Source organism: Allomuricauda sp. CAU 1633, from assembly GCF_017313225.1.
GTDB lineage: Bacteria > Bacteroidota > Bacteroidia > Flavobacteriales > Flavobacteriaceae > Flagellimonas.
Genome location: NZ_JAFLNE010000011.1, coordinates 64,104 through 84,655, shown reverse-complemented (window position 1 = coordinate 84,655; position 20,552 = coordinate 64,104). Strand labels below are relative to the sequence as shown.

At 40.5% G+C, this 20,552-nt stretch carries 22 protein-coding genes and 1 tRNA gene; 14 read left to right on the top strand and 9 right to left on the bottom strand.

Features of this window, described 5'->3' with window-relative positions; all coding sequences use genetic code 11:
- Nucleotides 1-365 precede the first annotated feature (365 nt).
- The 4 genes from thrS to rplT all read left to right on the top strand — a co-directional run bounded on the left by thrS (nt 366) and on the right by rplT (nt 3,577).
- A complete protein-coding gene (thrS, locus tag J0X14_RS18475) occupies nt 366-2,306 on the top strand; it encodes a threonine--tRNA ligase (protein WP_207099304.1) in 1,941 nt (646 codons plus the stop codon).
- Nucleotides 2,307-2,342: 36 nt separating this feature from the next.
- Nucleotides 2,343-2,894 (top strand): translation initiation factor IF-3, encoded by a 552-nt coding sequence (gene infC / locus J0X14_RS18470; RefSeq protein WP_317194466.1) that lies wholly within the window; start codon nt 2,343-2,345, stop codon nt 2,892-2,894.
- A 50-nt stretch (nt 2,895-2,944) separates the two neighbouring features.
- Complete coding sequence (gene rpmI / locus J0X14_RS18465; RefSeq protein ID WP_207099303.1) at nt 2,945-3,142, top strand: 50S ribosomal protein L35; 198 nt, start codon at nt 2,945-2,947, stop codon at nt 3,140-3,142.
- 90 nt (nt 3,143-3,232) lie between these two features.
- On the top strand, nt 3,233-3,577 hold the full coding sequence (rplT, locus tag J0X14_RS18460) for a 50S ribosomal protein L20 (RefSeq protein WP_207099302.1): 345 nt from the start codon (nt 3,233-3,235) through the stop codon (nt 3,575-3,577).
- Nucleotides 3,578-3,696: 119 nt separating this feature from the next.
- On the opposite strand, the gene J0X14_RS18455 is transcribed toward rplT, so the two are convergent.
- Nucleotides 3,697-4,119 carry a secondary thiamine-phosphate synthase enzyme YjbQ gene (locus tag J0X14_RS18455; RefSeq protein ID WP_207099301.1) on the bottom strand — a complete coding sequence of 141 codons (423 nt, stop codon included), beginning with the start codon at nt 4,117-4,119 and terminating at the stop codon, nt 3,697-3,699.
- Nucleotides 4,120-4,220: 101 nt separating this feature from the next.
- Here J0X14_RS18455 and J0X14_RS18450 point away from each other — a divergent pair, with 101 nt between their 5' ends.
- The 4 genes from J0X14_RS18450 (at nt 4,221) to J0X14_RS18435 (ending at nt 7,548) form a co-directional block, all read left to right on the top strand.
- Nucleotides 4,221-5,012 (top strand): HAD family hydrolase, encoded by a 792-nt coding sequence (locus tag J0X14_RS18450; RefSeq protein WP_207099300.1) that lies wholly within the window; start codon nt 4,221-4,223, stop codon nt 5,010-5,012.
- A gap of 97 nt (nt 5,013-5,109) precedes the next feature.
- The gene (locus J0X14_RS18445) at nt 5,110-5,628 is read left to right on the top strand and encodes a YybH family protein (RefSeq protein ID WP_207099299.1); all 519 of its coding nucleotides are present in this window, start codon (nt 5,110-5,112) and stop codon (nt 5,626-5,628) included.
- 287 nt (nt 5,629-5,915) lie between these two features.
- Nucleotides 5,916-6,839: an NAD-dependent epimerase/dehydratase family protein gene (locus J0X14_RS18440; RefSeq protein ID WP_207099298.1), complete on the top strand. Its 924-nt coding sequence runs from the start codon at nt 5,916-5,918 to the stop codon at nt 6,837-6,839.
- A complete protein-coding gene (locus tag J0X14_RS18435) occupies nt 6,817-7,548 on the top strand; it encodes a hypothetical protein (RefSeq protein WP_207099297.1) in 732 nt (243 codons plus the stop codon). Before J0X14_RS18440 ends, J0X14_RS18435 begins: the two co-directional genes overlap by 23 nt.
- A 14-nt stretch (nt 7,549-7,562) precedes the next feature.
- On the opposite strand, the gene J0X14_RS18430 is transcribed toward J0X14_RS18435, so the two are convergent.
- The 5 genes from J0X14_RS18430 to tgt all read right to left on the bottom strand — a co-directional run bounded on the left by J0X14_RS18430 (nt 7,563) and on the right by tgt (nt 13,851).
- Nucleotides 7,563-8,876: an asparagine synthetase B gene (locus tag J0X14_RS18430; RefSeq protein ID WP_242528101.1), complete on the bottom strand. Its 1,314-nt coding sequence runs from the start codon at nt 8,874-8,876 to the stop codon at nt 7,563-7,565.
- A complete protein-coding gene (dnaB, locus tag J0X14_RS18425) occupies nt 8,854-10,404 on the bottom strand; it encodes a replicative DNA helicase (RefSeq protein WP_207099296.1) in 1,551 nt (516 codons plus the stop codon). The genes J0X14_RS18430 and dnaB overlap by 23 nt, the downstream gene beginning before the upstream one ends.
- A 167-nt stretch (nt 10,405-10,571) precedes the next feature.
- Nucleotides 10,572-11,525, bottom strand: coding sequence for an acetyl-CoA carboxylase carboxyltransferase subunit alpha (locus J0X14_RS18420; RefSeq protein WP_207099295.1), 954 nt, complete (start codon nt 11,523-11,525; stop codon nt 10,572-10,574).
- Between the two features lie 113 nt (nt 11,526-11,638).
- Nucleotides 11,639-12,721: an LptF/LptG family permease gene (locus tag J0X14_RS18415; RefSeq protein ID WP_207099294.1), complete on the bottom strand. Its 1,083-nt coding sequence runs from the start codon at nt 12,719-12,721 to the stop codon at nt 11,639-11,641.
- A complete protein-coding gene (tgt, locus tag J0X14_RS18410; RefSeq protein ID WP_207099293.1) occupies nt 12,721-13,851 on the bottom strand; it encodes a tRNA guanosine(34) transglycosylase Tgt in 1,131 nt (376 codons plus the stop codon). The genes J0X14_RS18415 and tgt overlap by 1 nt, the downstream gene beginning before the upstream one ends.
- Before the next feature lie 154 nt (nt 13,852-14,005).
- Here tgt and J0X14_RS18405 point away from each other — a divergent pair, with 154 nt between their 5' ends.
- From J0X14_RS18405 to J0X14_RS18395, 3 genes are read left to right on the top strand one after another with little or no spacing between them, the layout of a single operon-like run.
- Nucleotides 14,006-14,851, top strand: a complete 846-nt coding sequence (locus tag J0X14_RS18405) for a transketolase (protein WP_207099292.1) — start codon at nt 14,006-14,008, stop codon at nt 14,849-14,851.
- A gap of 17 nt (nt 14,852-14,868) precedes the next feature.
- Nucleotides 14,869-15,822, top strand: coding sequence for a transketolase family protein (locus J0X14_RS18400; protein ID WP_207099291.1), 954 nt, complete (start codon nt 14,869-14,871; stop codon nt 15,820-15,822).
- Nucleotides 15,823-15,874: 52 nt separating this feature from the next.
- A complete protein-coding gene (locus J0X14_RS18395) occupies nt 15,875-16,486 on the top strand; it encodes an outer membrane beta-barrel protein (protein WP_207099290.1) in 612 nt (203 codons plus the stop codon).
- A 72-nt stretch (nt 16,487-16,558) separates the two neighbouring features.
- On the opposite strand, the gene J0X14_RS18390 is transcribed toward J0X14_RS18395, so the two are convergent.
- Nucleotides 16,559-17,563 (bottom strand): FKBP-type peptidyl-prolyl cis-trans isomerase, encoded by a 1,005-nt coding sequence (locus J0X14_RS18390; protein WP_207099289.1) that lies wholly within the window; start codon nt 17,561-17,563, stop codon nt 16,559-16,561.
- 78 nt (nt 17,564-17,641) lie between these two features.
- Here J0X14_RS18390 and J0X14_RS18385 point away from each other — a divergent pair, with 78 nt between their 5' ends.
- Nucleotides 17,642-18,013, top strand: a complete 372-nt coding sequence (locus tag J0X14_RS18385; protein ID WP_207099288.1) for an RNA-binding S4 domain-containing protein — start codon at nt 17,642-17,644, stop codon at nt 18,011-18,013.
- Nucleotides 18,014-18,047: 34 nt separating this feature from the next.
- Nucleotides 18,048-18,545, top strand: a complete 498-nt coding sequence (locus tag J0X14_RS18380; RefSeq protein WP_207099287.1) for a phosphoribosyltransferase family protein — start codon at nt 18,048-18,050, stop codon at nt 18,543-18,545.
- Here the strand turns inward: J0X14_RS18380 and J0X14_RS18375 are convergent.
- A complete protein-coding gene (locus J0X14_RS18375) occupies nt 18,537-19,052 on the bottom strand; it encodes a shikimate kinase (protein WP_207099286.1) in 516 nt (171 codons plus the stop codon). The genes J0X14_RS18380 and J0X14_RS18375 overlap by 9 nt on opposite strands.
- A 118-nt stretch (nt 19,053-19,170) precedes the next feature.
- Between J0X14_RS18375 and J0X14_RS18370 the strand changes: the two genes are divergently transcribed.
- Nucleotides 19,171-19,243, top strand: a tRNA-Lys gene (locus J0X14_RS18370).
- 204 nt (nt 19,244-19,447) lie between these two features.
- Here J0X14_RS18370 and J0X14_RS18365 read toward each other — a convergent pair.
- Nucleotides 19,448-20,536, bottom strand: a complete 1,089-nt coding sequence (locus J0X14_RS18365; protein ID WP_207099285.1) for an alpha/beta fold hydrolase — start codon at nt 20,534-20,536, stop codon at nt 19,448-19,450.
- Between the last annotated feature and the right edge of the window lie 16 nt (nt 20,537-20,552).

The window sequence follows — 20,552 nt, the reverse complement described above, 5'->3', positions numbered from 1 at the left end:
TTACGCTGTCGTTACAATATGTATATGAACTTCTTCACTCTAAAGGAAAAAAAATTGGCCACAATTCGACCAAATCCCCCTCCTTTAACACCCAGCCTTATCAGCTAAGCGGGTGCAAATATAGAGAGGTTTAAATGATACCACAAAACAATTTTCAAAAAAAATTCAAAAAAAATTTAATTTACTGATAATCAAATATTTAATTGACACACATCTTATTATCTTCGCTAATCGCAATAATCTTTTTCATCAGCAATCCAGATAAGCCCCTGATTTGAACCTTCTTATCCATTTGACATACATATATATTGTAAGCATCAATTCAACATAGTATCTTTGCGCACCATTCAAAATTAGGAGTGTACATGATTGATATCACATTGCCTGACGGCGCGGTAAAGAAAGTTTCTGAAGAAACTACACCAATTGAGATTGCAAAAAGCATTAGTGAAGGATTGGCCCGAAATGTAATTTCGGCCAAATTCAATGATACTACTGTGGAGACCGTAACACCCTTAACCGAAAATGGCACACTTACCTTATATACATGGAACGATGCAGAGGGCAAAAAGGCTTTTTGGCACTCTACATCACACGTAGTGGCGCAGGCCTTGGAAGAATTGTACCCTGGTATTAAGCTTACCATTGGACCCGCCATTGAGAACGGTTTCTATTATGATGTGGATTTTGGCGACCACACAGTGTCTGAAAAAGATTTTCCTGCCATTGAGAAAAAAGCCTTGGAAATTGCCCGCGGTAAACACGACTATAAAATGCGAAGTGTTTCCAAAGCGGATGCGTTACATTATTATAAGGAACAACACAATCCATATAAGGTAGAGCTTATTGAAAACCTGGAAGACGGTACGATCACCTTCTGTGACCATAGTACCTTTACCGATTTGTGTCGTGGAGGGCACATCCCCAATACGGGAATCATCAAAGCTGTTAAAATTTTGAGTGTGGCCGGCGCCTATTGGCGAGGTGATGAAAACAACAAACAATTAACCCGGGTCTATGGCATTTCCTTCCCCAAGCAAAAAGAACTAACCGAGTACCTTGAGCTTTTGGAGGAAGCCAAAAAACGTGACCACCGAAAATTAGGCAAGGAATTGGAACTCTTTACCTTCTCCCAAAAAGTAGGTCAAGGTCTACCGTTATGGTTACCTAATGGTGCTGCCTTGCGAGAGCGTTTGGAACAATTCCTGAAAAAAGCACAAAAGAAAGCGGGTTATGAAATGGTGGTGACACCACATATCGGTCAGAAGGAACTATATGTGACCTCAGGTCACTATGCCAAATATGGGGAAGATAGCTTTCAGCCCATCCATACCCCAAAAGAGGATGAAGAGTTTTTGTTGAAACCTATGAATTGTCCACACCACTGTGAAATCTACAACAGCTCTCCTTTCAGCTATAAGGATTTACCTAAACGATATGCAGAATTTGGCACGGTATATCGATATGAGCAAAGTGGTGAGCTTCATGGTTTAACAAGGGTTCGTGGATTTACCCAGGATGATGCGCACATTTTTTGCACTACGGAGCAGCTGAATGATGAGTTCAAAAATGTAATTGACCTTACCTTATATGTATTAAATTCTTTGGGCTTCAATAATTTCACCGCCCAAGTATCGGTTCGGGACCCTGAAAATCCGGAGAAATATATCGGTGATGTCAACGATTGGGAAAAAGCGGAGCAGGCCATCATTGATGCTGCAGAGGAAAAAGGATTGGATTATGTAGTGGAAAGTGGGGAAGCAGCCTTTTATGGCCCCAAGTTAGACTTCATGGTGAAAGATGCCTTGGGCAGAAACTGGCAGTTGGGCACTATTCAGGTGGATTACAACTTGCCAAAACGTTTTGACCTTACTTATAAAGGTAGTGACAATGAGCTTCACCGACCGGTAATGATTCACCGTGCACCCTTTGGAAGCATGGAGCGATTTGTGGCTTTATTGCTGGAACATACTGGTGGAAACTTCCCATTATGGTTGATTCCAACGCAAGCTATTGTATTGCCGGTCAGTGAGAAACATGAAAAATATGCGGAAAAAGTTTTGAATTCACTGGAAAATCACGAAATTCGCGCGCTCATTGATAATAGGAATGAAACGGTAGGGAAGAAAATCCGTGAGGCTGAACTTAAAAAAATCCCTTTTATGCTCATCGTTGGAGAGCAGGAAGAAGCATCAGAAACCATTTCCGTAAGACGACATGGTGGTGAGGATTTGGGCAGTTTAAACACAGAAGCTTTTTCCGACTTGGTATCTACTGAAATAAATAGTACCTTAAAGTCGTTCTAAAAAATTAAGTTTAATTAAAAAGTATACGTCATAGCAATACGAAGAAGATTTAAGCCCCAACCAAGGAGGGAAAATAAAAACCCTCACAATATCAATGAAAATATTAAAGCCCCTGAGGTAAGGCTGGTGGGGGACAATGTGGAAATGGGAGTTTACCCAATTTCCAAAGCCCGGGAAAAAGCCAACGAACTGGAGCTTGATTTGGTAGAGATTTCACCAAATGCAAATCCGCCGGTTTGTAAAATCATAGATTACAAGAAGTTTCTCTATGAGCAAAAGAAACGGGAAAAGGCATTAAAAGCCAAAGCAACCAAGGTTGTGGTAAAGGAAATACGGTTTGGACCACAGACCGATGACCACGATTATGAGTTTAAAAAACGCCATGCAGAGAAATTCTTGAAGGATGGCGCTAAACTCAAAGCCTATGTGTTCTTTAAAGGACGATCTATCGTCTACAAAGACCAAGGCGAAATTTTGTTGCTGAAACTGGCTCAAGAGTTGGAAGAACTTGGAAAAGTAGAACAAATGCCAAAATTGGAAGGGAAGCGAATGACCATGTTCATTGCTCCCAAAACGAGTAAGAAATAAAAGATACTGAACGTTGTTCAGCATAATAAGCGGAGATAAATACTAGGAAAATGCCTAAGATGAAAACAAAATCCAGTGCCAAGAAGCGGTTTAAGCTTACCGGTACTGGTAAAATCAAGAGAAAGCACGCTTTTAAGAGTCACATTTTGACCAAGAAGTCTAAAAAGCGTAAGCTTAAGTTGACCCATTCCACTTTGGTTCACCCATCGGATGAGGACAACATCAAAGAACAATTGCGTTTAAAATAATTGTTCAACCGGTACATTAATTATTAACCATGGAGTCGGGCTCAGAAAAGTTCTCAATAATTGAGACGCCTGCTACAAAAAAATGACATTATGCCAAGATCAGTAAATTCAGTTGCTTCACGAGCTAGAAGAAAAAAAGTGATGAAGCAAGCCAAAGGTTACTTCGGAAGACGTAAAAACGTCTGGACAGTAGCCAAAAATGCGGTGGAAAAAGCAATGCTTTATGCTTACCGTGACAGAAGAAACAAAAAACGTACATTCCGCGCACTTTGGATCACCCGTATCAATGCTGGTGCCAGATTACACGGAATGTCTTACTCTCAATTTATGGGGAAAGTAAAATCCAATGGAATTGAATTGAACAGAAAAGTTCTTGCGGATTTGGCCATGAACCATCCAGATGCCTTTAAGGCCATCGTTGAAAGAGTAAAATAAGAATCAATATAAACTTACCCCGCTTATTTAGATCCCGCCTTGTGCGGGATCTTTTGTTTTAATTTAGTTCCAAACTGGTTGACATAAATTACACGAATTGTAACCGATCAGTTCTACTATTATTGCCCAAATGCAGTAATCACCAGTTTTCTTCCTGAAGCATGGTTTCTGTGCTCACAGAGATAAATGCCTTGCCAAATACCCAAGTTCAATCTTCCGTTGGTGATGGGGATTTGAACCGAGGCCCCCATCAATGAAGCCTTAATATGTGCAGGCATATCGTCTGGACCTTCATAATTGTGGACATAATACGGCGCATTTTCGGGTACCATCTTATTCATATGGCTTTCAAAATCTGTGCGAACGGTAGGGTCGGCATTCTCATTGATGGTCAAACTGGCTGAAGTATGCTTCACGAACACCTGTAGCATTCCAGTATTTATTTTTCTGATTTCAGGAAGTTCATCCCAAATAGTATCTGTTATGAGATGAAAACCTCTGGGATAAGCTCTTAATTGTAGTTCTTTTTGGTAGAAATCCATAGTTTGAAGTAAAACGTCGCACTAAATTAATATAAACTTTACCAAAAGGGATTCTTCCATTCCCCGAATAAGAAATACCTTTACAGCTTAATTTCTTGAAAATGGATTTATCGCAGATCAAAATGGTGGTGACCGATATGGACGGTACGTTGTTGAATTCCAACCACGAGGTGAGCCCACGCTTTTTTGAAATTTTTGAAGAACTCAAGAAAAGGAATATCATTTTTGTGGCCGCCAGTGGAAGACAATACAACAGCATGGTGGACAAACTGGATTCCATAAAGGATGACATCATTGTAATTGCAGAAAATGGTGCCTTAATAAAAAAGCAAGACGATGTTCTGTTGACCACCCCCATTGGCAAACAAGAGGTGGACCGTATTTTGGATATTGTAAAACCGCTTAAAGATGTGCATCCAGTGCTTTGTGGACAATATAATGCCTATGCCAACGACTCATCTGATGCATTTTTGACCATGCTAGCGGAATATTATTCAGAGTTTGACATTGTAAAGGACCAGACCGCTGTAGAAGCCGAAGTCCTTAAAATAGCTATTTATCATTTTGAGGATTCTGAAAAGTACATCTATCCTTCTGTTAGGCATTTGGAAGACAACTTAAAAGTGAAGGTGTCCGGAGCCAATTGGGTCGATGTTTCCCACCAAAATGCACATAAGGGCTATGCACTTCAAAAAGTCATGGACCACCATCAAATTGCTGCAAATGAAGTTATGGTGTTCGGGGATTATAACAACGATTTGGAAATGATGCAACTCTCCAACTACAGCTTTGCCATGGCCAATGCACACCCCAACGTGAAAAAAGTGGCCAAATATGAAACCGTTAGCAATAACGATTTTGGTGTGGAACGGGTTTTGGAGAAACTTATCTAAGGCCTTTACTTTTTTGCAGATTGATTTTTGTTTATTTTTAGGAATCAAGCACTTAGATAAAGTGTAGTCTTCCCCCATTAACTTTAAAATCAATCTTATGAAACGTTTAGGATATTCCTTTACCCTATGCTGTCTTTTTATTAGCTGTACCATAAAAAAGGCAGAACCCAAAATCGATTATGAAGAGGCCCAGGCACAAATCAATACAAGTATTGAAGAATGGGACACCGCCTGGGAAGAAAAAAATGTTGATCAGGCTATTAAGCATTATGCAAATGACACTGATTGGACCAATGCTTTTGGTGATCGAGTTCAAAGCAAAGAAGAACTAGAGGAACTACTTAGTTTTATTTTCAGTCTCGATTTTGTTATGGCCGGAGAAAATGATTATGGTGAAAATGAAATAACGTTTCTTAATGACTCCATAGCCACGGCACGCTCATTAAATATTCGAAAAAACCAACGATGGCCAGATGGCTCCAAAATGGATGACCGACATGCCAACCATTTAAGGGTCTATAAAAATATGGATGGGGAATGGCTAATTATCAATCACATGATTAGCCAAGCCTGGCCCAAACAACAAACCAAGGACACATTGGCAGATATAAAATGATTCACATTAAACTTTCCTCTCGATAATGATAACTTCAAAAAGGTAATTAGCACCATCAAAAATGACCATTCAAAAAATTTAATACCATGAAATTGTTAAAAAAGAAGATATTAAACAGGTGATTTTTAACCGAACCGTTACCGATTTGTCTCGAAAGAAAATCAAAAAATTTTAAAGTCAAATTAAATAATTGTTGAGCTATTAATTTTATTCAATATGATAGTAAATAAACTTCCATCTTTACTAAATACTTTATCTTGTTGAACACATTAATATTTAATAAATAAGTGAATTGTTTAATAACTGGTGGTTTAGGTTTTTTGGGAACACATATCACCAAAGAATTACTGCAAAGAGGTCATACAGTCACAGTTTATGATATTGAGGCAGCTAACTTTAATCAATCAAAAAATTGTAAAATAGTAAAAGGTGATGTAAGGGACTATGACCATTTAGTATCGCACCTAGATAAGAATGATGTAGTTTTTCATATGTCCGGTCTTTTGGGTACATCTGAACTATTTGAGAATCCAAGAGAAGCAATTAACACCAATATCCATGGAGCTTTAAATGTTATACTCGGATGCAACAAAGTTGGCATAAAAAGGATTTTGATCCCTACAAAGCCCAATGAATGGCATAATGTGTATTCTGCTACTTCCTTAGCCATTCAAAAGCTTGGGTTATCGTATTCTGAGTATATTGATATGGATATTAGAGTACTAAAGTTTTGGAATGTTTATGGCCCATATCAAAAAACACATCCCATAAGAAAGGCAATCCCTCTGTTTATTATTCAAGCACTAGAAAATAGACCCATTGAAATATTCGGGGACGGTTCCCAAGAAATAGAGCTCATATTTTCTAAAGATTTTTCAAAAATTGCGGTTGATTTTACTCTATATTCTGGAAAAATTGAGAATGAAATATATGAGATACATTCATCGATTAGACTAACTATTCTTGAAATTGCCCATATCATAATTAAAATTTCAGGCTCCAAATCTGAAATAAAGCATATACCAATGAGGATTGGGGAAAAAGTAGGTACTTCATTCCATCGAAATCAGGATATCAAGACCGTAATTGATTTGAAACCCGAGACCGAAATCACCATAGGCCTCGAAAGGACAATTGATTTCTACAAATCCATCTCAAAAAACAAAAGACAAAAAATACTAAAGCACTATGGAGATAAAGCCGAAAAGTAACTATACCAAGTTAATCGCCATCCCCGGATTAATTACACTATCTATTGTGATTTATATCCTTTTATACGAATATTCAGAATTTGTTTTGGGAGGGTTAGATAAACATCCTAGTTCCTATCGAGATGCTTTCCTGAATTCTGCCATGTGGGCCCAAGTAATAGTTGCGTGCTTTACCATGATAATTACCGGTTTCGGCCTATTATCAATTTATGAGATTAAAAAACAAACTGAAATCCAGAGACAACAAATGGAATCTCAAATTTATAAAACACTAATCTCCGACCGCTTTGTATCCATAAAACGTTTTCTTCGAAGCGATTATGTCCAATTAAATTTTCAAAATATCCCTCAAATAAAGAATAATATCATTAGTGCGCATGGCGAAACAACGAAAAAAGAGATTGCTGAAAAAGTTCTTGAAATTTTAAGGGAAAATATTAGAACATATCAAGGAGATCATTATCCCCTTATGGAAAGGCAACCTGTTTTAGACGATATTGAATCATTGATAAATGAATATAACTACATTACAATGTTGCTATTAAAAGGTATATTAAGTAAAGATTTTGCCACTAATCTTGCTTTGAAAAATTTAGACCTTCTTTACAAAAACAAGCTAAAACCCTTTATTGACCTAAGAAATGAGATTGCGCCGGACAAGTCATATGCATCACATTATACACAATATATAAAGGAAAATTTCAGTTAATAGTGTTTTTTAAATCAAGTTTTTTGTTTCTTTTTTCTAGCGGCAGGAAACAGTACATTGTTCAAAATAAGACGGTAGCCCGGTGAAGTGGGGTGCAATTCCAGCTCCGTTTTGGGGTCTCCTACCCTATGCTGATAGTCTTCAGGGTCGTGTCCGCCATAAAAGGTAAAAAAGCCTTTTCCTTTTATACCATGAATATATCTGGCCTCCCCATTGATTTTGTTCTCCCCAAGCACCATGACGGTTGGTTTTATCTCTTTTCTAGTAAAAGCTGTGGTTTGCCCCATAAATCCTTTTACCAAAGCTGTATGGTTTTGGGTCAACATGGTGGGAACAGGATCCCATTTGGCCGAAAACTCCATCAAGGAAAAATAATCCGATTCCTTGGGCACACCTCCTCTTTTGTTCGTCATATCGATGGATGAAAACTCATATCGAAGTGGGTTTCGCTCCAAAATAAAATTGGTGAACGCAAAGGTATTTCCATAATTCAATTTCCCTTGGTAATTGGCATCGGATGGGTCACCGTCAAACATAGGTTCGCAGATGTCTACATTTTCCGCAGCCAGAGCAATATCAAAGCTGTCTGTAGCTGAACACATGGCAAACATGAATCCTCCACCTACTACATAATTTCGAATCTTTAAGGCAACGGCCAACTTTTCATCTGAAACTTTAGCATACCCCAGCTTCTGTGCCAAGCCCTCCGCTTGTTCTTTGGCCTCAATGTACCACGGAGCCGCTCGGTAAGCTCCGTAGAATCTTCCAAACTGCCCTGTAAAATCTTCGTGGTGCAAGTGCAGCCAGTCGTATAAGGCCAACTTATCGCCCAATACCTCTTCATCATAAACCGTGGTATAGGGTATTTCAGCATACGTGAGTACCATGGTCACTGCATCGTCCCATGGTGGATTGTCCTTGGGGGAATACACCGCAATTTTTGGTGCTTTTTCCAAAATAACGGCATCTTGGTTTTGAGAGGGACTGCTGATCTCGTCCAAAATTTGCTCTGCTTTACTATCCGATAGCACTTCAAAGGAAACCCCGCGAATTTGGCATTCTTTTCGGATGGCTTCCCCATCAGGTAATAAAAAGGAACCGCCACGATAGTTCAACAACCATTGCACTTTTTGTTGTTTGGTAAGCACCCAATAGGTGATTCCATACGCTTTTAAATGGTTTTCCTGACTTTCAGCATCCATTGGGATTAGGATGACAGAAGCATAAGAAGAAAGAGAAAAGAATAAAGAAACAAGAAACAAGACACCTCTCGACTGCGCTCGAGGTGACAAGAAGGTTGCTATTTTAAAAAGGTACGTCACTATCATCTGGGTCATCGTCATCACTGTTCATTGCGCTCCCAAAAGCCTCATCCGCATTGGGAAGATTTGGGGTTGCAAAGGGATTTTCTTCGTCCGCATTCATCTTCGATTGGAATTCGAATGGGGAGTCAAAGTCATCCAAGTTATCAAATTTACCCAGAGCGCCAACAAATTTTAACCTAATATTATCCAATCCACCGTTACGGTGCTTGGCCACAATAAACTCGGCCTGACCTTGAGTAGGGGTGCGCTCTTCATCATCCCACTCATCAATTTTGTAGTATTCAGGTCTATAAATAAAGGAAACGATATCCGCATCCTGCTCAATGGCACCGGACTCCCTCAAATCGGAAAGAATGGGTCGCTTACTGCCCCCACGAGTCTCCACAGCCCTAGACAGCTGGGACAATGCAATCACGGGAACATTCAATTCTTTGGCCAGTGCCTTTAGGTTTCGGGAAATGGTTGAAATTTCCTGCTCACGGTTTCCGCCTTTTTGACTTCCACCTGCGGTCATCAACTGCAAGTAGTCAATGACTATCAACCTTATTTTATGTTGGGAAGCCAAGCGTCTCGCCTTGGCCCTTAAGTCAAAAATAGAAAGTGAGGGCGTATCGTCAATGAACAAAGGTGCTTTTTCCAAGGCCTTTACCTTAACGTTCAACTGCTCCCACTCATGCTTTTCGAGTTTCCCGGTTCTCAGTTTTTCGGAGGACAAACCAGTTTCCGAAGAAATCAAACGCGTGATCAACTGTACGGAGGACATCTCCAAAGAAAAGAATGCCACGGGAATATCTGAGTTCACGGCAATATTTCTTGCCATGGACAAGGTAAGTGCGGTTTTACCCATACCGGGACGGGCTGCAACAATGACTAAATCGCTGGGTTGCCAGCCTGATGTCAATTTATCCAGTTTGTCAAAACCGGAAGGGATTCCACTCAACCCCTCTTTATTGGAAATTTCTTCAATCTTTTTCTTGGCCTGAATCACCAAATTTTGGGCAGTTTCTGCAGAACGCTTCAGATTCCCTTGGGTAACTTCATACAGTTTCGCTTCTGCATTGTCCAAGAGATCAAAAACATCCGTGGAATCGCTGTAGGCATCCTCTATAATCTCGTTGGAGATTTTAATAAGGCTCCTTTGGATATATTTTTGAAGAATAATTCGTGCGTGAAACTCAATATGGGCCGAAGAGGCCACTTTTTGGGTGAGTTTTATCAAATAAAAGTCGCCACCCACCGCTTCTAGCTTCCCATCTTTCTTTAGTTGGGAAGAAACGGTTAATAAATCGACTGGCTCTGAAGATTCAAATAGTTTGAAGATGGCCTCATAAATGTATCTATGCGCATCTTTATAGAAGACATCCGGGTGTAGGATATCGATTACTTCATCCACACCTTTCTTGTCAATCATCATGGCTCCTAACACAACTTCCTCTAAATCAACTGATTGAGGTGGTATTTTACCTTTCTCAAGACTGATTAGGGTAGATTTTTCCACTCGGTGGCCGACGATTGGGCTAGGTTTGTCCATGAGTACGAAAGTAGCTAATTAACCTTTAGTTAACTTGAATTTTAAAAGATGTGATTTCCACAGGTATTCAACAATTGAAATGTTAACAACTTTAAATACCTGTTAATAACATAAAAAAAAGTGAGGATAAAACCTAATAAAAAAAGTTAACCTCTGAAAAACAAGAATTATCCGTTGAAAACGCCCATATCCGCATATTTGTCCATGCGGGTTTTAACGAGTTCTTTTGGTGATAACTTTTTCAGCTCTTCGTAATGTGATGAAATTTTGTTTTTGACGGTCTCAAAAGTTTTTTCTCGGTTGGCATGTGCTCCGCCAAGGGGCTCCTTAACGATTTCATCAACCAACTTTTGCTTTTTCATATCGCCAGCAGTCAATTTTAGGGCATCGGCTGCTTGCTCCTTGTACTCCCAGCTTCTCCACAAAATAGAGGAACAGGATTCAGGAGAAATAACGGAGTACCAAGTATTTTCGAGCATAAGGACCTTATCCCCTACACCAATACCCAAGGCACCACCAGACGCTCCTTCACCAATGATCACAACAATAATTGGCACTTTTAGGCGGGTCATTTCCAAAATATTGCGGGCAATGGCCTCGCCCTGCCCCCTTTCTTCGGCTTCAATTCCTGGATAGGCCCCCGGAGTGTCAATGAAACAGACCACAGGAATACCAAATTTCTCTGCAGATTTCATTAATCGCAGGGCTTTTCGATACCCTTCAGGGTTGGCCATACCAAAGTTTCGGTATTGACGGGTTTTGGTATTATATCCTTTTTGCTGACCGATGAACATATAGCTCTGGTCACCAATCTTACCCAAACCACCCACCATGGCTTTGTCATCTTTTACATTTCTGTCGCCATGAAGCTCTAAAAATGTATCTCCGCAAATGGCCTTTATATAGTCCATGGTATAAGGCCTGTTTGGGTGCCTGGATAATTGCACCCGCTGCCAAGCAGTCAAATTTTTATAAATGTCTTTTCGAGTTTCTTCGAGTTTTTTCTCAATCTGTGAGCAGGTCTCTGTGACATCAACATCACTTTCTTCCCCAATTACCATACATTTTTGAAGTTGGTCTTCAAGTTCTTTAATGGGAAGTTCAAATTCTAAATATTCCATTGGAAATAATTGTTTTCAAGAAAAAGAATGGGGACAAATATATGACATTATGCATTATTCACAGAAAATGTCCAAGCCATTTAACATCAACAAGATAGGTCATTTTGAATAGATTATCGCTTCGCTTTCATCAGCATGTAGACTGCAAAAACACCAAAAATAAGGTTGGGAATTAGCACGGCCAGAAAGGGTGAAAATCCGGATTGCTCGGCCAAGGTTCCAAAAACCTTATCAAAAAAGATGTATACAAATGCAACTCCAATACCAAACGCCAAGTTGAGCCCCATACCTCCCCTTCGTTTTACCGAGGAAACCGCTACCGCAATTATGGTAAGAATAAAGGCGGCAATGGGTAGGGCCCATCTTTTGTATTTCACCAAAATATAGGCATTGATGTTGGAGGCCCCTTTCCGTTTTTGATCATCTATAAAATCGTTCAACTCGAATAAATTCTTGGTCTCCGCCACATAAGAAACCGGGGTAAGATCTTCCAGTTTAAAGGTAAACAGTGTGTCCAACCTTCGCTGGGTCTCTATAATCTCCACATTGTTCTGGAGTTTTCTTTTGGCATAATTGGTCAACCGGTATATGCTGTCCTTGTCTATCCAGCGGATATTACTTGCCGATATTTTATAATCCAATTGTTTAATGGAATCAAAATGTTCGTAAGTAAAGTTGTACCCAATCTTTCTATTGGGGTCAAAACTGCTTACATAGAGATAATCGTTTTCATTCAACTGATTGAAAATATTGTCCGTGACCCGGTCTTGTTTTCCCCTTTTAAAATACTTGTATTCAAACTCATTAAAACCAATACTGGCATGGGGAACAATGAACATTCCCATCATAAAAATAAGAATGGCCACCATGGTGGCTCCTATTAAATAAGGTCGCAAAAATCGCCCGTAGGATACTCCGGAGCTTAAAATGGCCACAATCTCTGTATTACTGGCCAGTTTGGAAGTGAAAAATATAATGGACAAAAACAAGAAAACGGGAAGCAACAAGTTCCCAATGACCAAGGTGAAATTGCCATAAAAAACAATGACCTCCATCAAGGGGGCTTCGTTGTCTATGATCTTCCCAATCTTTTCCGCCAAATTGGCCATGATCCCAATGGGCACAAAGAGCATGAGCATCCCCATAAAGGTGACCAGATAGCGTTTTAAGATATACTTGTCAAGTATGGTTAGCATTACAATCGTTTATCCATTTGTTGCACCATTTGGGTTTTCCATTCCAAGAAATCCCCTGCTAAAATACGTTCTCTTGCCGTTCGTACCAACCAAAGATAAAAACCAAGGTTATGTATGGTAGCGATTTGCTTGCCCAAATATTCGTTGGCGGCAAACAAATGTCTTAGGTATGCTTTGGAGTATTCGGTATCCACAAAAGTGATTCCCATCTCATCAATGGGAGAGAAATCGTTCTCCCATTTTTTGTTTTTTATATTGATGGTACCGTGTGCCGTGAACAACATCCCATTTCTTGCATTTCGGGTGGGCATTACGCAATCGAACATATCCACCCCCAAGGCAATGTTCTCCAATATATTAATAGGTGTACCCACACCCATTAAATAACGGGGCTTATCCTCTGGCAAAATACCGCAGACCAATTCGGCCATTTCATACATTTCCTCAGCAGGCTCTCCTACGGAGAGTCCCCCAATGGCATTCCCTTCTGCGCCAACGGAAGCAATATATTCTGCGGATTGTTTTCGTAAGTCTTTATAGGTAGAACCCTGTACAATTGGGAAAAAGCTTTGGGAATACCCATATTTAAAAGGAAGCTTCTCCAAATGCGAAATACATCTGTCCAACCATCTGTGGGTCAAATGCATGGATCGCTTGGCGTAGTTATAGTCGCAGGGATAAGGCGTACATTCATCAAAGGCCATGATAATGTCCGCGCCAATGGTTCGCTGGATTTCCATGACATTTTCTGGAGTGAAAACATGGTGCGACCCATCAATATGCGATTTAAACTTGACCCCTTCTTCCTTAATTTTCCGATTATTGGAAAGCGAATACACCTGATAGCCTCCACTATCGGTTAAAATATTCCGGTCCCACCCCATAAATTTGTGGAGACCGCCCGCTTCTTCCAAAATTCCAGTTTTGGGACGTAAGTACAAGTGGTAGGTGTTTCCCAGAATGATATCCGGGTCAATTTCATCCTTCAATTCGCGTTGGTGCACCCCCTTAACAGAAGCCACAGTACCCACGGGCATAAAAATCGGAGTCTGTATGGATCCATGATCAGTAGTTATCTCTCCTGCCCTGGCCTTACTTTGTTTATCTTTTTGTACTAAATTAAAATCCAAAAGTGTATTTTAAGACCGCAAATATAACCAACTCATTTTCGGGAATACTTAACAAAAAAATAAAGTTTCTTTCAACAAAATGATTAATAAATGTATATATTACACTTGTTTAACAACTCTATAGCGATTACCTTTGAAAACTAATTTATAAAAGATGCCAAACACACAAGAATTACAAGACCTGGTTTTTCAGGTGCGAAGGGACATTCTGAGAATGGTCCATAAAGTGAATTCTGGACACCCCGGAGGTTCTTTGGGATGTACCGAATTTTTTATTGCCCTATACAACGAAATCATGGATTTAAAGGAGGGATTTGATATGGATGGAAAGGGAGAAGACCTCTTCTTTTTGTCCAATGGTCATATCTCACCTGTATTTTATAGTGTTTTGGCACGAAAAGGATACTTCCCCATTGAGGAACTCAACACCTTTAGATTGATTGACTCTCGTCTGCAAGGTCACCCAACCACCCATGAAGGTTTACCTGGGGTTCGCGTGGCTTCTGGTTCATTGGGACAAGGAATGTCTGTGGCCATTGGTGCTGCCTTGGCCAAAAAATTGAATGGTGATGACCATTTGGTGTTCAGCCTTCACGGTGATGGTGAACTTCAAGAAGGTCAGAACTGGGAAGCCATTATGTATGCCGCTGGAAACAAGGTAGACAACTTGATATCTACGGTAGACCGAAATGGTCAGCAAATTGATGGGGCCACCGAAGATGTATTGCCTATGGGCGATGTTGCCGAAAAGTTCAGGGTTTTTGGTTGGGACGTTCTGGAAATTGAGAATGGAAATGATTTAGAACAGGTCATTGCAGGTCTTAAGGAAGCCAAAAGTAGAACTGGCAAAGGAAAGCCTGTCTGCATTGTTATGACCACTATGATGGGTAACGGTGTTGACTTTATGATGCACACCCACGCATGGCACGGTAAAGCTCCCAATGATGAGCAATTGGCCACGGCATTGGCGCAGAATCCAGAGACCTTAGGTGATTATTAATTCTGAAGACAAGAAAAATGACAAAATATACAGATCAAGGAAAAAACGATACGCGAAGCGGTTATGGTGCCGGAATGACAGAATTGGGTAGGACCAATCCAAATGTTGTGGCCTTATGTGCCGACTTGGTTGGTTCCCTGAAGATTGAAACGTTTATTGAAGAAAATCCTGAACGATTCTTCCAAACAGGGATTGCTGAAGCCAACATGATGGGAATTGCTGCTGGTCTTACTATAGGTGGAAAAATACCATTTGCTTCCACTTTTGCCAACTTTGCCACAGGTCGTGTTTATGATCAAATCCGTCAGTCCATTGCTTATTCGGATAAAAATGTGAAAATCTGTGCTTCGCACGCTGGCCTAACCTTGGGTGAAGATGGTGCTACACACCAAATTTTGGAGGATATTGGTTTGATGAAAATGCTTCCGGGCATGACCGTAATCAATCCATGTGACTATAACCAAACCAAGGCTGCCACTATTGCCATTGCCCAACATCATGGACCTGTTTATTTGCGTTTTGGTCGACCCAAAGTAGCCAACTTCACTCCAGTGGATCAAAAATTTGAGATTGGAAAGGCCCTCATGCTAAACGAGGGAACAGATGTTACCATCATTGCCACCGGACATTTGGTATGGCAAGCACTGTTGGCAGCAGAAAGTTTGGAAAACCAAGGAATCTCTGCGGAAGTAATCAATATCCACACCATAAAACCTTTGGATGATAAAGCCATTTTGGATTCCGTGAAGAAAACAGGCTGCGTGGTTACTGCTGAAGAGCACAACTATTTGGGAGGTCTTGGTGAGAGCGTTGCTCGCGTACTGGCAACCCATCATCCAGCACCCCAAGAGTTTGTGGCCACCCAAGATACTTTTGGTGAAAGTGGTACTCCAGAACAACTGATGGAGAAATACGGATTGAACAATAAAGCCATTGAGGCCGCCGTTTTAAAAGTGTTGAAGCGAAAATAATTTTCGGTATCACTTTTGTGATATTCTTCATCAACTTTTAAAATGAACACTTATGAAAAAAACACTTCTAGTTGCAGTGTTGGCCCTAATGGGGTCTGTTGCTATGGCTCAAAGCGGTTCTGGTTTTGGGATCAAAGCAGGTTTAAATTACAATAAGAACGGAGACCTTATAGGTTCTGTTGGCGATTCGGGTCAAGACATTGTTGAAGGCGCGGAAGGCAAAACAGGCTACCACGTAGGGTTCTGGGGAAAATTGGATTTACCCAAAATCTATTTGAGACCCGAATTGGTCTACACCAAAACCAAAAGTTCCTACGACGTAGATGGCAGCTCTCAAGATTATGATGTTTCCAAGTTGGATCTTCCAGTTTTGTTAGGTGTTAAAATTGTTGGTCCACTCCATGTTTTTGCGGGTCCAGCTTTTCAGTACACTTTAAAGAACGATCTAGATGGTGTGGAAATAGAGGATGTTGAAAATGATTTTACCGTTGGATTGAATGCTGGTGCGGGAGTGAATATCGGCAAACTGGGTTTTGATGTTCGTTATGAACGTGGTTTTTCTGAAAACGAAGCCAACTTTATTGGAAACAACATTACGGACGTTTCCGGTAGAGTCGATTCCAGACCTTCACAGGTTATTTTTTCGTTGTCTCTAAAACTATAATTCCAAATAAACGAGAAATAAAAAAAGTCCCGCTCATTGGAGCGGGACTTTTTTATGCTTTCACTTTGCTTGTTAATTGTCTGGATCCAAATAGTCCGGGATACCATCATTATCAGTATCGGGATAGGGTAAAATAATTCCACCATTCTCATTGGTAATTTCACTCCTTGTGGAAACGCCATCTCCGTCATCATCCCCATCCAAGAAATTGGCCCGTCGCACCGTTCTTAGCCTATCTTCTTCGTCTGAATCGGTATTGTCATCATACAAGTAACCATTGCCGTTGACATCTTCTTCAATTGAAGGAATACCATCATTATCATGGTCAGACTGGTTCATGGTAAAAAGGTCTATCATAAACAATAATGGGCTGTACGTAGGAATCTGCGATATGGATGCATTATTATAATATCCCAAAGCAGAAGGAAATATGATCATCCCCACACCGTACTCCTCAACACTTACCGTTCCATCCCCATTGTCAATGGGCGCTCCTCCTGTTTTCAAAAATGGAATACCTTCCGAGAAACCTCGGGCCCCTTGGGAAAAGTCCTGCAACTGCGCCAAATCAAACCAAATGGGATTAAAAAATGCCCCATCAAAAGTAGTGAGGTCCAGCAATTTTCCTTCATATCGTACATAAACAGAATCCGCAACGCTGGGATAAGTCCCTATTTCAGGATTTGGCCCCATGGCATCCAGCTCGGCAAATGTGGGCCTTGCAGAAAGATAATAGAGTTTATGGGGTACATTATCTTCATCGGTATCCAAATTCAATTGATTGGAAGATATATTGATTGAAGTGCTCCTAACCATATCGCTTAATGGAGTTTTATCAGCATTTACGCCAGCAATAGTGTCGATCTTTATCTTGTAATCAAAATCAGCCGGTGGAGATTGAAATTCTTCATAGTTGTAGAAATGTGTCTGCAAAAACTCCTGTATGTCATTATCATTTTCGGGTGCAACCTCAGCTAGTGCCCTAGGTGGCACAGCCTCTGGCCCACTATTATCATCATTATTGCATGATAAAAAAATCAATGTCAAAAACAAAGAAACAAAAATCCCGTACCTCATCAAGTGTGTCATTTAGCTGCGCAAGATACAATTTTCCGTTATTTTTGCTCGGTGCATTAACAAAGATTTGCAGAGCGTATGCGGATAGACAAGTACCTTTGGTGTATTAGATATTACAAAACCCGAAACGTTGCCTCCACTGCCGTTAAAAAAGGGCAGGTAAAGGTGAATGGGAGTGTTGTAAAACCTTCGAGGGAGGTTTATCCTATGGATAAAGTGGTGCTGCGAAAGAACCAAATCGACTATGAATTAACAGTCCTGGACATTCCTGAAAGTCGTGTTGGGGCCAAGTTGGTGGACATATACCGAAAAGACACGACCCCAAAAGAGGCTTTTGAGCACAACGAATTGGTACAGTTTGCCAAAACCCACTATAGAAAGAAGGGATTGGGGCGCCCCACAAAGAAAGACCGACGCGACATTGATGATTATTTGGACGAATCTGAATAATCTGTTTTATATATTTGATACAATTATCCATGCTATGATGAACCGCATACTGACCCACAGTCAAATTCAACACATTGTTAGGCGCATTGCCTATCAGATTTATGAGAGCAATGTTGATGAGAAAGAAATCATTGTGGCCGGAATCAATGGTGGGGGCATGAACTTTGCCAAAAAGGTGGCGACGGTCCTCAAAAATATTACCGAAGCCGAGATTGTGCTATGCAAAGTGGAAATGGATAAAAAAAATCCTTTGGAGAGTGGGGTTAGCACCTCAATTCCAGAGGAAGATTATAAAAACAAATCTGTAATACTGGTTGATGATGTGCTCAATTCGGGCACCACATTGATTTACGGAGTGCACCACTTTTTAAAGACCCCTATAAAACAATTGAAAACGGCGGTGCTGGTGAATAGGAACCATAAAAAGTTTCCCGTTAAAGCCGATTTTAAGGGCATTTCTTTGTCCACTTCACTCAATGAACACATTAAAGTGGAGTTCCAGCCGAAAAACGATGCGGTCTTTTTAGAGTAGTAGTTGTTTTATTTCGGAGACCACAGTTTCCAAATCCTTACCATCACATTCTAAAATATGCTTGGCCTGCGCGTAGTATTGTCTTCGCTCAAAGAGATGCTTTCCAATAAATTCCGGAAGGTCTTCATCATCAATATTTTTAACCAAGGGTCGGTCTTCTTTTTCACCCTTTATCCGTTCCACCAATGCGGAAATGGACAATTGCAGGTAAATGGAATGGTCAGATTTTTGTAAAATGGTCTCCATGTTGTTTCCATAACAAGGGGTTCCGCCACCTGTGGAAAGCATCAAATCTTGGTGGTCATCCAAAACCTTGGACAGCATTTCGTGTTCCAATTTTCTAAAATAAATCTCTCCTTTCTCAGAAAAAATGGTTTTAATGGATTTTTGTTGTTGTTCCTCAATATACGCATCAAGATCTAGGAACTCCAGCCCTAACTCCCTGGCCAACAACTTCCCAACGGAGGACTTTCCACTTGCCATATACCCCACCAAAACTACTCTCATATATTGAATTTATAAGCGATTTTTAAAAAACACAAATTTATCATTAATTCACCTTGTAAAATAGATTATTGATGTTATATTTGCACCCGCTTAGCGCAATGCGCCGGCACTGATAAGCGACCTGATAGCTCAGTTGGTAGAGCATCTCCCTTTTAAGGAGAGGGTCCTGGGTTCGAGCCCCAGTCAGGTCACTAAAAACCCTGAAAGCCTATTGGTTTTCAGGGTTTTCTTTTTGCATTCATCTTGTTTTTTTGATCCCATTGATCTTTAATGACAATAATCGTTAAAAAGATAAGGCCCCAAATATATTGGAGCCTCGTTACAATCAATCAACTAATTCAAACCATCAAATCATAAAACTGCAATTAAATTATCTTTAGTGGGATATGTGGAGCTTATTCCCGCTCCGATATCTCCAACAAGCTTTTTAAATAATTCCCCCAAATTGTGGGATCTGAATGGGTACCGTGCCCAGAGGTTTTCTCTGATATGGGAATCAATATATATTTTCCCTTTTCTACTTTTAATATCTCTCTTTCCATAAGCCCCAGTTCTGGAGGGTTTACTTGGTCGTCTGCAGAGTTTATGGCAATCAGTGGGGCCTTTATTTGACGTAAATGGGGAGCTGGATTGTAAAATCGGGAAGAATCGAACGCATAGATCATGTCATTAGCATCCATCATTCCCAAGTAACGATTTAACAGCTGCTCCATCATCTTTTCGGATTCTTCACGAGTGGGCGCCGCGTTTTGCCATTTTAAGGGCACACTTACCATAAACATCATATTGGAAATTGCTGCGGACAATCCAACCTTGGGTTGTTCCTTATACTCCCCACCCTTCCATTCTGGATCCATTTCAATAAGGTCTATGATCATTTTTCGTTGGATGCGGTTTCTTCCGGCTATCTCAACTGGAAGGCTTGCCAAAGGCATCAAAGCATCCATAAAATCTGGGTAGGTGTAGCCCCAAACCCATGTGTGCATACCACCCATTGAGGTTCCCGTGACCAACCTTAAATGATCAACTTTAAGGTGTTCATTTAATAGACGGTATTGCGCCAACACCATATCATCATAAGTGTACTTGGGAAATTTCATATGAAGTCCATCGCTAGGCTTACTGGATTTTCCGTGACCAATGGCATCCGTAAGGATGATATAATATTTCTCCGCATCTAAAAGCTGACCAGGACCAAACAGATTACCGGCATAGCGTTCGCTTAAAAATCCTTTTCCATTTCCTGTGGTCCCATGCATGATCAAAACGGCATTGTTCACCTTTCCATCCTTTCCTTTGGTTGGTTTGCCCAAAGTGGTATAATGCAACTTGAGTTCGGGAAGGACCTCATTGCTCTGAAACGTAAAGTCTTTAATGACGTAGTCACCTTCTACAGGGGTTGGATAGTTAGACTGTGCCAAGGCCATATTCAAACCTGCAAAGGCAACAAAAACAAATAGCAACAGTGAATTATCTTTTTTCATGACACCGTTTTAAAGG